Origin of the sequence: Streptomyces sp. NPDC057271, from assembly GCF_042668715.1 — a bacterium.
In the GTDB taxonomy this organism is placed as follows: domain Bacteria; phylum Actinomycetota; class Actinomycetes; order Streptomycetales; family Streptomycetaceae; genus Streptomyces.
In genome coordinates, this window is the sequence record NZ_JBHUYJ010000047.1 from 42,461 (window position 1) to 57,430 (window position 14,970).

Here is a 14,970-nt window from a genome sequence, read left to right on the forward strand (position 1 = left end):
CCGAGTTCCGGAGTGCGGAATCCCATGGGCGGAATCCGGTCACTCCGTCATCCCTGGCCAGACAGGGGAATCCGCCCGGCGCACCAGGAGAGGTGGAACGGGGCGGGGGATCAGTGGCCGAGGTGCTTGCGCAGCTTGTCCTGGACGTGGTTCTGGAGGTCCGTGATCCACTTGCCGCGCTTGGGCTTGGCCTCGACGTTGCCGAAGAGCGAATAGCCGTTGATCACGACCACCGGGGCCTGCGGGTCGGCGGCCTCCAGGGTCACGACCTCGAAGTTGCCGAAGATCCCGGTGCCGTTGCCCCGCAGGCTGATGTTCTCCGGGACCCGCACCTCGACGTTGCCGAAGATCGAGGTGGCGTTGACGGTCGTCAGCCGCTGGGCGAAGAGCGCCTCGGTCAGGTCGATCTCGATGCTGCCGAAGAGCGCGAAGGCGTTGGTCCTGCGACCCACCCGCCAGCGGCCCTTGCGGGTGGTGCTGGAGAAGACGGCGACCAGGTTGTCGGCGGGCCCCGAGGTGTCGTCGGGGCCGTACGCGTACGCCGGGTCGGGCTCCCGGCGGGCGCGGTTCCCCGCGGGCAGGTCGCGGACGATCGGCTCCAGCTCGCCCACGGTCTTGGCGCGGTAGACGGCGTCGATCCGCTCGGAGTGCTCCTCGGCGTCGAGCCGTCCCTCGGCCAGCGCGTCCCTGAGGATGTCCGCGATCCGGTCCCGGTCGGCGTCCGAGGCGCGCAGGGAGTCCCCGGGAGCGGCCGGGGCGGGGGCGGGCTCGGCGGGGACGGGGGCGGGCTCGGCTGGGGCGACCGGCTTCTGAGGCTGCTTTTCGAGGTCCACGACCCCAGCCTAGCGAAACGCGATAGATCGCGACTAGTGGGCACGACCGGACGCCTCGAACAGGACACCCCGACCACCCACGGCAGGAAGTTGGACACATGTCCAGCTATCCTGGACACATGTCCATCTTCGCTCACATCGCCGTCGGCCTTGTCGCCGCCCTGCACGCCTACATCCTCGTTCTCGAGATGTTCCTCTGGGAGCGCCGCCCGGGCCGCGAACTCTCCGGTTTCGACGCCACCATGGCCCGCGCGACCGCGCCCCTGGCCGCCAACCAGGGCCTGTACAACGGCTTCCTCGCGGCCGGTCTGGTCTGGGGCCTGGTGGCGGACGACCCCACCGGACACCGCGTCCAGGTCTTCTTCCTCACCTGCGTGGTGATCGCCGGGGTGTACGGCGGCCTCACCGCCAACCGCCGGATCCTCTTCGCCCAGGCGTTGCCCGGGGCCCTCGCCCTCGCCGCCGTACTGTGGGCGGGATGACCGCCTCCGCCGCCGACCCCGCCGACCCCGACCCCGCCGCCCCCGGCTCCACCGACCCCCGCGCCGCCGACCCCCGCGCCGCCGACCCCGGCTCCACCGACCCCCGCGCCGCCCGCACGCGCGCCAGGCTTCGCGCCGCGCTGTGGGAGGAGTGCGCCGAGCGCCCCCTCGACGAGGTCGGCGTCGCCGCGCTCGTCCGCCGGGCGAGCGTCGGCCGGGCCACCTTCTACCTGCACTACCCCGACCTCCAGGCCCTCGCCGTCGACGCCTGCGCCGATGTCGTACGAGACGCGGTCGAGGCGCTCCACGCCTGGCGCGGTACGCCCGACGCGGCCGCCCCGCCGCCCGCCCTCGCCGCCTTCTTCGCCGACGTCGCGCCGCGGGCGCCGCTCTACCGCGGTCTGCTGCGACCGGGCGGCGGCGGGCCGCTCGGCGAGCTGCTCCACCGCGAGCTGCGCGCGTACAGCCGGCGCGAGCGGGAACTGGCCGGGGCTCCCGAGCCGGACCTCGTCGCCTCCGCCGTCGCGGCGGCCTTCGGAGGGCTGCTCGCGGACTGGGTGCACGGCCTGATCGACGCCACACCCGAGCAGATCACCGGCCGCACCTGGCGGCTGTTGATCTCCCTCCACCGCACCCCGCTGCCCTAAGTGAGCCTTACCTCACAGGATCGGCCCCCCGGCCGCGCTCTACGCTGGAGGAGGCGCCGCCAACGGAGGTGGCGCCGCTGTCTGCCGAGTGAGGAATGGCTGCCGTCATGTCGTCCACCCCCCGCCCGCCCGTCCCGGCGTTCGCGTACTCCGATCTGCTCCCCCTGGGGGAGGACACCACGCCCTACCGCCTGGTGACCGCCGAAGGAGTCTCCACCTTCGAGGCCGACGGCCGTACGTTCCTCAAGGTCGAGCCGGAGGCGCTGCGCACGCTCGCCGCCGAGGCGATCCACGACATCCAGCACTACCTGCGCCCGGCCCACCTCGCCCAGCTGCGCCGGATCATCGACGACCCGGAGGCGTCGAGCAACGACAAGTTCGTCGCGCTCGACCTCCTCAAGAACGCGAACATCGCCGCCGCCGGCGTCCTCCCCATGTGCCAGGACACCGGCACGGCGATCGTCATGGGCAAGCGCGGCCAGAACGTGCTGACCTCCGGTCTCGACGAGGAGGCCCTGTCCAAGGGCATCCACGACGCGTACACCAAGCTCAACCTGCGCTACTCGCAGATGGCCCCGGTCACCATGTGGGAGGAGAAAAACACCGGCTCGAACCTGCCCGCGCAGATCGAGCTGTACGCGACCGACGGCGGCGCGTACAAGTTCCTCTTCATGGCCAAGGGCGGCGGCTCGGCCAACAAGTCCTTCCTCTACCAGGAGACGAAGGCCGTGCTCAACGAGGCGAGCATGATGAAGTTCCTGGAGGAGAAGATCCGTTCGCTCGGTACGGCCGCCTGCCCGCCGTACCACCTGGCGATCGTCGTCGGCGGCACGTCCGCCGAGTTCGCGCTGAAGACCGCGAAGTACGCCTCCGCGCACTACCTGGACGAGCTGCCCACCGAGGGCTCGGCCGAGACCGGTCACGGGTTCCGGGACAAGGAGCTGGAGGAGAAGGTCTTCGAGCTCACGCAGAGGATCGGCATCGGCGCGCAGTTCGGCGGCAAGTACTTCTGCCACGACGTCCGCGTCGTCCGGCTGCCGCGCCACGGCGCCTCGCTGCCCGTCGCGATCGCCGTGTCCTGCTCGGCGGACCGCCAGGCCGTCGCGAAGATCACCGCCGAGGGCGTCTTCCTGGAGCAGCTGGAGACCGACCCGGCGCGCTTCCTGCCGGAGACGACGGAAGAGACCCTCGACGGGGGCGCCGAGTCCTCCGGCGTCGTGAAGATCGACCTCAACCAGCCGATGGACGAGATCCTCGCCGAGCTGACGAAGTACCCGGTCAAGACCCGGCTCTCGCTCACCGGCCCGCTGGTCGTGGCGCGCGACATCGCGCACGCCAAGATCAAGGAGCGGCTGGACGCGGGCGAGGAGATGCCGCAGTACCTGAAGGACCACCCGGTCTACTACGCGGGCCCGGCGAAGACCCCCGAGGGTTACGCCTCCGGCTCCTTCGGCCCGACGACGGCCGGTCGGATGGACTCGTACGTCGAGCAGTTCCAGGCGGCGGGCGGCTCCAAGGTAATGCTGGCCAAGGGCAACCGCTCGAAGCAGGTCACGGACGCGTGCGGCAGCCACGGCGGCTTCTACCTGGGCTCCATCGGCGGCCCGGCGGCGCGCCTCGCGCAGGACTGCATCAAGAAGGTCGAGGTCGTCGAGTACGAGGAGCTCGGCATGGAGGCGGTCTGGAAGATCGAGGTCGAGGACTTCCCGGCGTTCATCGTCGTGGACGACAAGGGCAACGACTTCTTCCAGAACCCGGCCCCGGAGCCGACGTTCACCCACATCCCGGTACGGGGCCCCGGCCTCGCCTGAGACGCCCCCTGATCCCTCCAGAGCCCCCGGTCCGCGCCGGGGGCTCTCCCCTTGCCTCCGTAAGCGCACGACGCCCGGCACGTCCTCCTGGCGGATGTCCCGCGGGCCCGCGGGTGAAAAACCACCGAGGGGCGCCCGGATAGCCTGCGCTCATGAGACATCCGATACGGGTCCTGGCGCCGGCGATCGCCGTGCTGACGGCCGCCGGCGTACTGACCGGCTGTGGCACCACGGCGAAGCCCGACGGCACCGCGCCGCCCGTCACGACGCACACCGGCCCGGCCGCCGGTTCCGGCGCGGGCACGAAGGCTGCCGCGGCCTCGGCGTCCGTGGGGGCCGCCGGGTCCGCCTGTGAGCTGCCGGTCTCCTTCGGCCTGGCCGCCGACTGGAAGCCGAAGGCCGTCACGGCCACCGACGACGAGCTGTTCGCCGCGCTCGCCGTGCAGGGTCCCGCGACGATGACCTGCGAGATCGACGCGAAGCCGGCCGGCAACATCGGCTATCTGCGGGTCTGGACGGCGGACAAGGGCACGGCCCGTACCGCGCTCGAAGGGTTCGTGAAGGCGGAGGAGAACACCTCCAAGGTCACCTACAAGGAGACGGAGGCGGGCGCGCTGCCGGCCGTGGAGGTGACGTACACCGTCTACAACGAGCTCATGGAGGAGTCGAAGGAGGAGCGCGCCTTCGCCGTCGCCGCGCCGAAGGGGACGGTCATCGTCCATCTCGGCGGGCTCGACACCGAGGAGCACCGGGGGATGCTTCCGGCCTACGAGCTGGCCCGGACCAGCCTCAAGGCCCTCTGAGAGCAGGGAAGTCGAGCACTCCGCACTCCGCACGGCGCCCCGAGGCCGCCACGCGCCGGGGAGGCACCCCGGCCCCTGGGCGTGACCGTGGCCCCCGTCCCGCACCGGACGGGGGCCACGGCGTCGTGGGCCCGGTCTACACGAACCGCTGGTTCGCCGAGCCGTCGCAGTTCTGCAGCCGCAGCGGCTGCTTCGCGGCCGCCTGCGTCAGGCAGAGCCCGGCCGCGGCCGCGGGCCTGATCGTGGCCCCGTCGCGTACGAACTTCTGGTTGGCGGCGCCCGAGCAGTTCCAGACGATGAGCGCCTCACCCGCCCGGTAGCGGGCGCCCGGCACGTCCAGGCAGCGGTCCTGGGTCAGCTCCGTGTGGACGGTCCCGCGGACGGAGTCGTACCACCAGCCCTGGTTGCGGCCTCCGTGGCAGTCCCAGCCGAGCACGGCGGTGCCGTTCCTCGACGTGGCCGCCTCGACGTCGACGCAGTCGCCGGTGGCCTGGTTCTTCAGCGGCCGGTAGACGTCGTCCCAGGCGTGCGGGAAGAGGGTCGGCGTGCCGCTGGAGTCGACGTCCGCGCAACCGGCCTCCCGGAGAGAGGAGTTGTAGATCTGCGTGAGGCAGGACGCGAAGGCGCGGTGGCCGCTCGCGTTCGGGTGGAAGGACTGCCGGACCGAGTTCTCGTCGGGGGTGCCGGGCTTGGAGAGGTCGATGTACAGACCGCGGGCCCAGGTGTCCTCCATGCAGACCTCGTGGCCGTGGAAGAGCCGCGAGTTGTCGAGGTAGGTCGCGCCGGTGTTCGCCGCCGCCCTGCGCATGCCGCGCTCGAAGGCGGGGACGGCGGTGTTACGGCCCCAGACGGTGTCGGAGTCGTAGCCCAGGCCGCCGCAGACGAGCTTGCCGGGGAAGTTCGGGTTGTCGGGGAAGTCGGGACCGATGGGGCTCGGGTAGCCCATGACCACGAGCTTGTAGTCGCCGTCGGCGTAGCCGGCGTCGCGCATCACGGTCCTCAGGTCACGCACGGTCTGCTCGACCTTGGGGACGAGGGCGTCGACGCGGGCCTGCCAGCCGGGGGCGTACTTCGGCTCGCACGCGCCCTGGAACGTGAGGTAGCGGGTGACGCAGTCGGTCATGACGGGCCCGAACTGGAGGTCGTCGTTGGCTCCGGCCACGAGCAGGACCATCTTGATCCGGGTGTTGCGGGCCTTGATGGCCAGGTTGTCGCTCTGGACCAGTTCGTCGGCGTACTGTTTCGTGCCGCCGATCCTGATGTTGCCGCTGTAGGCGCCGGAGCAGGCCACGTTGAACGTGAGGTCCGCGGGGATCCCGGTGCGGTGGATGGCGGCGTCGGGCGAGCGGTGGCACCAGTTGCTCGGTCCGTTGGTGGGCGGCTCGTACGTGCCGACGCCCTCGCCGGAGATCTCGCTGTCGCCGAGCGAGATCAGACCGCTCTTGCGCTGTGCGAGGGGGCGTTCCTCGGGGCTTCCGTAGATCTTGGTCGCCTCGGCGGCCCGGACGGCTTCGAGCTCGGGCGGCAGCGGTACGGCGGAGACCGTCCGGGGTGTGCTCGGGGCCGCGCCGGCGGGGGCGGCGGCCGCCGTCGATCCGAAGACCGCGGCGGCCGCGGCCGAGGCCGCGATCGCCCAACGGAGTCTGTACCTGGTGCGCCTCATTGCGCCTCCTGGAAGTGGGGTTACCCACGGTTTTTACTGGCCGGTAAGCGCAATGGGAATAGGTAGAACAAGACAAGTGCTCACCTTTGCATGGAGGTTGACGTCATGAGCGACGACACGAGCGGGTACCGGATCGAGCGCGACTCGATGGGCGAGGTGCGGGTTCCCGCGCACGCCAAGTGGCGGGCCCAGACCCAGCGGGCGATGGAGAACTTCCCCGTCTCGGGGCAGCGCGTGGAGCGCGCGCACATCGAGGCCCTGGCCCGGATCAAGGCCGCCGCGGCCGAGGTCAACGCCTCGCTCGGGGTGATCGACCGGGACCGTGCGGACGCCATCGCGGAGGCAGCCGCCGAGGTCGCCGAGGGCCGCTGGGACGAGCACTTCCCGGTGGACGTCTTCCAGACGGGCTCGGGCACCTCCTCCAACATGAACACCAACGAGGTCATCGCCACGCTCGCCACCGAGCGGCTCCCCGAGGGGCGCGAGGTCCACCCCAACGACCATGTGAACGCCTCGCAGTCCTCCAACGACGTCTTCCCGTCCTCGATCCACATCGCCGCCACGGCCGCCGTGACCCACGACCTCGTCCCCGCCCTCGACCATCTGGCCGCCTCGCTGGAGCGGAAATCGGCCGAATTCGCGACGGTCGTCAAGTCCGGTCGTACGCACCTGATGGACGCCACGCCGGTCACCCTCGGTCAGGAGTTCGGGGGCTACGCGGCACAGATCAGGTACGGGGTCGAACGGCTGCGCGCCTCGCTCCCCCGGCTCGCCGAACTCCCCCTCGGCGGTACGGCGGTGGGCACCGGCATCAACACGCCACCCGGCTTCGCCGCCGCGGTCATCGCCGAACTCGTCGACACGACGGGACTGCCCCTCACCGAGGCCCGCGACCACTTCGAGGCACAGGGCGCCCGGGACGGCCTGGTGGAGACGTCGGGCCAGCTCAGGACCATCGCCGTCGGTCTGACGAAGATCTGCAACGATCTGCGCTGGATGGCGAGCGGCCCGCGCACCGGCCTGGCCGAGATCAACCTCCCCGACCTCCAGCCCGGCTCGTCGATCATGCCGGGCAAGGTGAATCCGGTCATTCCCGAGGCGGTCCTGATGGTCGCCGCGCAGGTGACCGGAAACGACACCACGGTGGCGGTGGCGGGCGCGGCCGGCAACTTCGAGCTCAACGTGATGCTCCCGGTGATGGCCAAGAACCTGCTGGAATCCGTACGGCTCCTGGCCAATGCCGCGCGCCTGCTGGCGGACCGTACCGTCGACGGCATCACCGCCGACGTCGAACGGGCCCGGGAGTACGCCGAGTCCTCGCCGTCCGTCGTCACCCCGCTGAACAGGTACATCGGCTACGAGGAGGCGGCGAAGGTGGCCAAGAGGTCCCTGGCCGAACGGAAGACGATCCGTCAGGTGGTCCTTGAGGGCGGATACGTCGACCGCGGAGACCTCACCGTCGAACAGCTGGACGAGGCGCTCGACGTCCTGCGTATGACTCATCCGTGACCTGCATCGCAGCGGGCGAGGGGGCGCACCCCTAATATCTGCGCATGACAGGATCGGGCGGTTCTCCACACTGGGCGCCGGGGGATCACATCCTCTGGCGCTACCGCGACAACGCCTTCGGCGACGTGCACATCTGCCGGCCCGTGACGGTCGTGCGCGACACCCCCGGCCTGCTCGCCGTCTGGATGGCGCCGGGCACCGAGTGCGTCAAGCCGGTGCTCGCCGACGGCACGCCCGTCCACCAGGAACCGCTCGCCACCCGCTACACCGCCCCGCGCACCACGATCCGCTCGCGCTGGTTCGGGACGGGTGTGCTGAAGCTGGCACGGCCCGGCGAACCGTGGTCGGTCTGGCTGTTCTGGGAGCGCGGCTGGCAGTTCCGCAGCTGGTACGTGAACCTGGAGGAGCCGCACACGCGGTGGTCCGGCGGCGTCGACTCCGAGGACCACTTCCTGGACATCTCCGTCTATCCCGACCGCAGTTGGCTCTGGCGGGACGAGGACGAGTTCGCGCAGGCCCAGCGGGCCGGTCTGATGGACGCGGCGCAGGCCGCGCGCGTCCGGGCGGCGGGCAGCGCCGCCGTCGACCTGATCCGGGCCTGGGGGGCGCCGTTCCGCGACGGGTGGGAGGACTGGCGGCCCGATCCCGGGTGGACCGTTCCCGAGCTGCCGTCGGACTGGGATCGCACCCCGGCGCGAACGGCACCGTGAGACCCTTGATGCGCCCCCCGGGTGCAAACGTAGGATCGTCCTCCGCACGACGATGATCCACCGAACACGGTGTCAACCACAGAGCACAGCGCAGGACCTGACCGTAAGTCATTCTTGAGGGGAGAGCAGTGCCGGACGTCTGCCCGGGTGTGCCGACCCCTGTCGTAGCCGCTGCTCGCGGGGCATTCAGATCCACCGCGCGCCAGGGGTTTATCCCCCGTGAAGGCGCGGCATCGGCGAGAAGAGCGAGTGCATCGCACCACCGGCCCGGACGGACGGAATCCCACGCGTGACGGAGCATCCCACCTCCCACGAAGGCCGGCAGCCGCTGGCTGCCCGGCCGCACGAGCGCACCCGCCCCCGGCAGCAAGCGGCCGAGGCGCCGGTGCCGGCGCAGCCCGGTTCGGCAGGTCCCCGGTCCGCCGCCGACAGACGCCCCGACGACACGCCGGGCGCCGACCGTGAGCACACCCCCGACGGCACGGGCGACGGCGGAGGCCGTCCCGTGCCCGGACAGGTGACGACGGCCGCGGCCCCCGCCGCGGGCGGCCCGCCCACGCAGGCGGGCGCCCCGGCGGCCGCGATGGCCGTGAACGCCGCCCCGGGCGCTCCGGGCACCACCGGCGCCCCGCAGTCGCAGGACGGCGCCGCGGCCCGGCGCGAGGGCGACCGGCTGCGGTTCGTGGGCGCGGCGACCCGGCGGATCGCGCGCGGGATCGACCTCGACGAGATCGTGCTCGGGCTCTGCCGGGCGACCGTGCCGACCTTCTCCGACGCGATCCTGGTCTATCTGCGCGACCCGCTCCCGGTCGGCGACGAACGGCCGGTCGCGCCGTTCGTGCTGCGGCTCCGCCGCACCGACCGGCTCCGTTTAACGGACGTGGAGGGCGAGGAGCTGACGCTCGTCCCCGACCCGGACCCGACCCCCGCGGCCGAACTCTGCGAGGTGCGCTCCGGCGGCAACCTGGCGGAGGTGCTGCGCGGGGTGCGGCCGGTCTTCGGCGACTCCGCAGCCGCCCGCACCGCCCTGTCCGAACTGCTCGGGCGGGAGCACGTGCTGCCCGCCGGGCACCGGGCGATCCTGGCGCCGCTGCGGGGCCGTCGCCGGGTCATCGGCGCCGCCGTCTTCCTGCGCCGACCGGAGCGGCCCGCCTTCGAGCCCAACGACCTGCTCGTCGCGGCCCAGCTCGCCACCCACACCGCGCTCGGCATCGACAAGGCCGTGCTCTACGGCCGTGAGGCGTACATCGCCGACGAACTCCAGCGCACGATGCTCCCGGACTCGCTGCCGCAGCCGACCGGCGTCCGGCTCGCCTCCCGCTATCTGCCGGCCGCCGAGACGGCCCGGGTGGGCGGCGACTGGTACGACGCGATCCCGCTGCCCGGCAGCCGGGTGGCGCTGGTCGTCGGCGACGTCATGGGCCACTCCATGACGTCCGCGGCGATCATGGGCCAGCTGCGGACGACGGCGCAGACCCTCGCCGGGCTCGACCTCCCGCCCCAGGAGGTCCTGCACCACCTGGACGAGCAGGCCCAGCGGCTCGGCCAGGACCGGATGGCGACCTGCATGTACGCGGTGTACGACCCGGTCTCGCACCGGATCACCATCGCCAACGCGGGCCATCCGCCGCCGATACTGCTCCACCTCGGGGGCCGTGCCGAGGTCCTGCGCGTCCCGCCGGGCGCCCCGATCGGCGTGGGCGGGGTCGACTTCGAGGCGGTCGAGCTGGACGCCCCGGCGGGCGCCACGCTGCTGCTGTACACGGACGGTCTGGTCGAGTCGCGGCTGAGGGACGTGTGGACCGGGATAGAGCAGCTCCGCGAGCGCCTGGCGGCGACCGCGCAGCTGACCGGCCCGGACCACTCCCCGCCCCTGGAGGCCCTCTGCGACGACGTCCTCGACATGCTCGGCCCGGGCGACCGGGACGACGACATCGCGCTCCTCGCGGCCCGTTTCGACGGGATCGCGCCGAGTGACGTGGCGTACTGGTTCCTGGAGCCGGAGGACGCGGCGCCGGGACGGGCGCGGCGGCTCGCGCGGCGGGCGCTGGCCCGCTGGGACCTGGAGGAGCTCTCGGACTCGGTCGAGCTGCTGATCAGCGAGGTCGTGACGAACGCCGTGCGGTACGCGGAGCGGCCGGTGACGCTGCGTCTGCTCAGGACCGACGTCCTGCGCTGCGAGGTCGGCGACGACTCGCCGCAGCTGCCCCGGCAGCGGCGGGCGCGGGACACGGATGAGGGCGGGCGCGGGCTCTTCCTGGTGAACCGGCTGGCCCGTCGGTGGGGGGCGACCCGGCTCTCGGGCGGCAAGGTCGTCTGGTTCGAACTGCCGACGCGTATCTGAGCGTGACACGACGAAGGCCGGACCCCTCTCGGGTCCGGCCTTCGTCGTGTCACCGCTCGGGGCGGATGTTCTCGTCGCCGATGTCGCCGTCGACCGGCGGTTCGATCGTCGGCGGCACCGGGTCCGTCGTCTGCGTGGGCGGCGGCGGCACCGTGGTCGTGTCCGTCGGCTGCGGCGGCGTGGTCGCCGTCGAGGTCGGCGGGGGCGTCGGGTCCGGGGACTCGGTGACGGGCGGCGGGGTCGACGTCGGGGCGTCGCCGGTGGGCGTCGTGGTCGGGTCCGGTTCCACGACGTCGCCGAGGCCGTCGGTCTCCAGGTCGAAGCGGGCGTCGGAGCCGCCGTCGAGTGCCGCGGTGGTGTAGTCGCCCCAGATCTCGGCGGGGGTACGTCCACCGTTGGCTCGGCCCGGGTTGATCGTGTCGGTCAGGGTGACCTGGTTGCCCTTGGGGTCCTCGCCGAAGAGGCCGACGGCGGTGACCAGTTCGGGGGTGTAGCCGACGAACCAGGCGGAGCGGTTGTTCTCCGAGGTTCCGGTCTTGCCGGCCGCCGCGTAGTCGCCGGCGGCCCGGAAGCCGGAGCCGCTGCGGACGACGCCGGTCATCGCCTTGGTGACGGTGTCGGCGGCCTCGCGGCTGATGACCTGGCCGCCGATCGACTTCACCGGCTCGGCCTTGCGGTCCTTGTGCTCGGCGGACTTCACGATCGTCGGGGTGACCTTGACGCCGTGGTTGTCGAGCGTGGCGTAGACGCCGGCCATGTCCCAGGTGGAGGCGCCCATGGTGCCGAGGGACATCGCGGGGGTCTCCCCGAAGTCCGCCCCGTCCTTCATGCCGAGGTCGAGCGCGGTCTTCTTGGTGGTGCCCGGGCCGACGTCCACGATCATCTGCGCGTACACGGAGTTGATCGAGCTGTTGGTGGCCTTCTGGACGGTGACCGGGCCGTAGCTGCGGTTGTCCTCGTTCTCCGGGTTGAACGCGATGGAGCTGCCGACCACGGGCCGCTTGCTGGTGCCGTCGTAGATCGTGCCGAGGCCGATCTTCCGGCCGTCCTGGGTGAGGGCGCGGTTGTCGAGCGCGGAGGCGAGGACGATCGGCTTGAACGTCGAGGCGGGCTGGTAGTCGCGGCGGGTGGCGTTCGACGTCCAGTGCTCGGTGGCGCCGACGCCGCCGTACATCGCGACGACCTTGCCGGTCTTCGGGTCGACGGAGGTGGCGCCCGCCTGTACGGTGGCGTCCTTCTTGTCGCCCTTGCGGTCGAGCTTCTTCTCCAGCTGCCGCTCGACCGCCTTGACCAGGTCCTTCTGCTTCTGCTCGTCGATGTTGAGGGTGATCGTCCAGCCGCCGGCCTTGATGTCCTCGGCGCTGATCCCCTGCCGCATCAGCTCCTGGTTGGCGGCCTCGACGAGGTAGCCGCGCTGGCCCTCCATGCCGGGGGCGGCCTTCTCCTTGCGCGGGGCGGGGAACTTCAGCGTGGCGCGCTCGGTCGGGTCGAGCCAGCCCTCCTCGACCATGTTGTCGAGGGTGTAGTTCCAGCGGTCCTCGACCAGCTTGCGCCCGGTGGGCGTGGCGGCGGTCCAGTCGTACTGGTTCGGGGCCTGGAGCAGCGAGGCGAGGTAGGCGCCCTGGGCGACGTTCAGCTTCGAGGCGTCGACGCCGTAGTACGACTGCGAGGCGGCCTGGATGCCGTACGCGCTGCGGCCGTAGAAGCTGGTGTTCATGTAGCCGGCGAGGATCTCGGTCTTCGACATGCGCTGGTCGACCTTGAGCGCGATCACCATTTCGCGGAGCTTGCGGGTGACCGTCTGGTCCTGGTCCAGGTAGTAGTTCTTCACGTACTGCTGGGTGATGGTCGAACCACCCTGCTTGCCCTTGCCGGTGATCGTGTTCAGGGCGCCGCGCGCGGTGCCCTTGATGTCGATGCCGTGGTCCTTGTAGAAGGTCTTGTTCTCGGCCGCGACGAAGGCGTACTGCACGTCGAGCGGGATCTTCTCCAGGCCGACGATCTCGCGGTTGATCTCGCCGGTACGGGCGAGGATCCTGCCGTCCGCGTACTTGTACACGTTGCTCTGCATGGTCGCCTGCGCGTTGGCCGTCGGCACCGGGACCATCAGGTAGATCGTGTAGAAGGCGCCCATCACGAGCAGGCAGCCGACGAAGAACGTGCCCAGGATCTTCTTCCAGGTGAAGAGGCGGCGTATGCGCCCGCCCTTCTTCCCCTGGCCCTTGTCCGCTCGGCCCATGTTCTCCGTCGCTCCGCTCGTCGTGGTCTCGTCGTCGTGGTGTCGTCGGCGTGGTGGTGTCGTGGTGGTGGTCGGGCAGGTGACCGCTCCGAGTCAGCTCAGCAAGCTAACACCGCCGATGCCGACAAAGTGCACTCGATCCGGTCTTTTCCGGACGTGAGAATCAGCACCTGCTTACGGTGAAACCGACGCTTCTGGGACGCGGATGGTTGTGCGTCGCGGGTCACATCCGCGCTCTCCCTGGTCACCGCAGCTATACATCGTGCGTATACACAGGGTGTACAGTGACGGCATGTCAATCGGACACACCCTTCTCGGGCTCCTGGAGTCCGGTCCGCGCCACGGCTACGACCTCAAGCGGGCCTTCGACGAGAAGTTCGGCCACGACCGTCCGCTGCACTACGGGCAGGTCTACTCGACGATGTCCCGGCTTCTGAAGAACGGCCTGGTCGAGGTCGACAGCATCGAGGCAGGCGAAGGGCCCGAGCGGAAGCGGTACGCCATCACCGAGGCCGGCGTCACCGACGTCGAGCAGTGGCTGAGCCGGCCCGAGAAGCCGGAGCCGTACCTCCAGTCCACGCTCTACACCAAGGTCGTCCTCGCGCTCCTCACCGGACGCGGCGCCGCCGGGCTGCTCGACGTCCAGCGCGCCGAGCACCTCCGGCTGATGCGCGACCTGACCCGGCGCAAGAAGAGCGGCGACCTCGCCGACCAGCTGATCTGCGACCACGCCCTCTTCCACCTCGAAGCCGACCTGCGCTGGCTGGAGCTGACCGCCGCCCGGCTCGACCGCCTCGCCGAGGAGATCCGCCGATGACCGCCACCCCTCTGCTCCGGGCGAGCGGCCTGGACAAGGCGTACGGACCGACCCCGACGCTCTCGGGCGCCGAGTTCGCCATCCGGGCCGGCGAGGTCGTCGCCGTGATGGGCCCCTCGGGCTCCGGGAAGTCCACGCTCCTGCACTGCCTCGCCGGAATCGTCCGGCCCGACGCCGGAACCATCGCCTACGACGGGCGCGAGCTCACCACGATGTCGGACGGCGAGCGCAGCGCCCTGCGCCGCGCCGACTTCGGCTTCGTCTTCCAGTTCGGTCAGCTCGTGCCGGAGCTGACCTGCGTCGAGAACGTCGCCCTTCCGCTCCGTCTGAACGGCGAACGGCGCAAGGGCGCCGAGTCCCGCGCCCGGGAGTGGCTGGACCGCCTGGAGATCGGCGACATCGCCGGCAAGCGGCCCGGCGAGATATCCGGCGGCCAGGGCTGGGGGTCCCCCCAGGCCGCCAGGGCCTAGGGGGAGGGTCGCGGTCGCCCGCTCGCTGGTCACCGCCCCGCGGGTGCTCTTCGCCGACGAACCCACCGGCGCGCTCGACTCCCTCAACGGCGAACGCGTCATGGAGCTGTTCACGGACGCGGCCCGGGACACCGGCGCCGCCGTCGTCCTCGTCACCCACGAAGCCCGCGTCGCCGCCTACTCCGACCGCGAGGTCGTCGTCCGCGACGGCGCCGTCCGCTCCACGGAGTGGGCGGCATGAGGCTCCGTACCTGGTCCCGCGACCTGACGCTCGGCGCCCGGTTCGCGGTCACCGGAGGCCGCTCGGGCCTGCTCCGCACCGTCCTGACCGTGCTCGGCGTCGGCTTCGGAGTGGCCCTGCTCCTCGCCGCCGCCTCCCTGCCCGGCATGCTCTTCCAGCGGGAGGTGCGCGAGGCGACCCGCTCCGTCGACGGCAGCGAGCAGGAGACCGGCCCCCGCCCGGACACCTTTCTCCACCTCGGGCAGACCACCCTCTACCGGGACCGGGCCGTCACCGGGCTCCTGCTGCGCCCCGAGGGCACGAAGCCCCCCGTTATGTTCTTTGCGGTCCTGCAAGAGGGCCGCTGGCCTCCGGGCCCGGCATGACTGTGTCCCCCTGTCGAACGGATGACCTGGGGGGTG

At 71.4% G+C, this 14,970-nt stretch carries 12 protein-coding genes and 1 pseudogene; 10 read left to right on the forward strand and 3 right to left on the reverse strand.

Translation table 11 applies throughout. The annotated features are described in order from the left end of the window. Nucleotides 1-110: 110 nt before the first annotated feature. Nucleotides 111-833: a DUF1707 domain-containing protein gene (locus ACFUJR_RS22005; protein WP_383178663.1), complete on the reverse strand. Its 723-nt coding sequence runs from the start codon at nt 831-833 to the stop codon at nt 111-113. A gap of 119 nt (nt 834-952) precedes the next feature. Here ACFUJR_RS22005 and ACFUJR_RS22010 point away from each other — a divergent pair, with 119 nt between their 5' ends. From ACFUJR_RS22010 to ACFUJR_RS22025, 4 genes are all read left to right on the forward strand, one after another. Continuing rightward, nucleotides 953-1,315, forward strand: a complete 363-nt coding sequence (locus ACFUJR_RS22010; protein ID WP_383178660.1) for a DUF1304 domain-containing protein — start codon at nt 953-955, stop codon at nt 1,313-1,315. After that, on the forward strand, nt 1,312-1,962 hold the full coding sequence (locus ACFUJR_RS22015) for a TetR/AcrR family transcriptional regulator (protein WP_383178657.1): 651 nt from the start codon (nt 1,312-1,314) through the stop codon (nt 1,960-1,962). The genes ACFUJR_RS22010 and ACFUJR_RS22015 overlap by 4 nt, the downstream gene beginning before the upstream one ends. Before the next feature lie 107 nt (nt 1,963-2,069). Further along, nucleotides 2,070-3,773, forward strand: a complete 1,704-nt coding sequence (locus ACFUJR_RS22020; RefSeq protein WP_383178654.1) for a fumarate hydratase — start codon at nt 2,070-2,072, stop codon at nt 3,771-3,773. A gap of 152 nt (nt 3,774-3,925) precedes the next feature. Then, the gene (locus ACFUJR_RS22025; protein WP_383178651.1) at nt 3,926-4,576 is read left to right on the forward strand and encodes a lipoprotein; all 651 of its coding nucleotides are present in this window, start codon (nt 3,926-3,928) and stop codon (nt 4,574-4,576) included. Between the two features lie 136 nt (nt 4,577-4,712). Here ACFUJR_RS22025 and ACFUJR_RS22030 read toward each other — a convergent pair whose 3' ends face one another. Next, on the reverse strand, nt 4,713-6,239 hold the full coding sequence (locus ACFUJR_RS22030) for a ricin-type beta-trefoil lectin domain protein (protein WP_383178648.1): 1,527 nt from the start codon (nt 6,237-6,239) through the stop codon (nt 4,713-4,715). Between the two features lie 105 nt (nt 6,240-6,344). Between ACFUJR_RS22030 and ACFUJR_RS22035 the strand changes: the two genes are divergently transcribed. From ACFUJR_RS22035 to ACFUJR_RS22045, 3 genes are all read left to right on the forward strand, one after another. Continuing rightward, nucleotides 6,345-7,748 (forward strand): class II fumarate hydratase, encoded by a 1,404-nt coding sequence (locus tag ACFUJR_RS22035; protein ID WP_383178646.1) that lies wholly within the window; start codon nt 6,345-6,347, stop codon nt 7,746-7,748. Between the two features lie 44 nt (nt 7,749-7,792). Further along, nucleotides 7,793-8,458, forward strand: coding sequence for a DUF402 domain-containing protein (locus ACFUJR_RS22040; protein ID WP_383178643.1), 666 nt, complete (start codon nt 7,793-7,795; stop codon nt 8,456-8,458). A 289-nt stretch (nt 8,459-8,747) separates the two neighbouring features. Then, complete coding sequence (locus ACFUJR_RS22045) at nt 8,748-10,802, forward strand: SpoIIE family protein phosphatase (RefSeq protein ID WP_383178641.1); 2,055 nt, start codon at nt 8,748-8,750, stop codon at nt 10,800-10,802. 49 nt (nt 10,803-10,851) lie between these two features. On the opposite strand, the gene ACFUJR_RS22050 is transcribed toward ACFUJR_RS22045, so the two are convergent. After that, nucleotides 10,852-13,041: a transglycosylase domain-containing protein gene (locus tag ACFUJR_RS22050; protein WP_383181148.1), complete on the reverse strand. Its 2,190-nt coding sequence runs from the start codon at nt 13,039-13,041 to the stop codon at nt 10,852-10,854. Nucleotides 13,042-13,333: 292 nt separating this feature from the next. On the opposite strand from ACFUJR_RS22050, the gene ACFUJR_RS22055 reads away from it, so the two are divergent. The 3 genes and pseudogenes from ACFUJR_RS22055 to ACFUJR_RS22065 all read left to right on the forward strand — a co-directional run bounded on the left by ACFUJR_RS22055 (nt 13,334) and on the right by ACFUJR_RS22065 (nt 14,934). Beyond that, nucleotides 13,334-13,858, forward strand: a complete 525-nt coding sequence (locus ACFUJR_RS22055) for a PadR family transcriptional regulator (protein ID WP_383181145.1) — start codon at nt 13,334-13,336, stop codon at nt 13,856-13,858. After that, nucleotides 13,855-14,569: pseudogene (locus ACFUJR_RS22060) on the forward strand (ABC transporter ATP-binding protein). The gene ACFUJR_RS22055 and the pseudogene ACFUJR_RS22060 overlap by 4 nt, the downstream one beginning before the upstream one ends. Continuing rightward, nucleotides 14,566-14,934, forward strand: a complete 369-nt coding sequence (locus tag ACFUJR_RS22065; RefSeq protein ID WP_383181142.1) for a hypothetical protein — start codon at nt 14,566-14,568, stop codon at nt 14,932-14,934. Before ACFUJR_RS22060 ends, ACFUJR_RS22065 begins: the two are co-directional and overlap by 4 nt. The last annotated feature ends 36 nt before the right edge of the window (nt 14,935-14,970 follow it).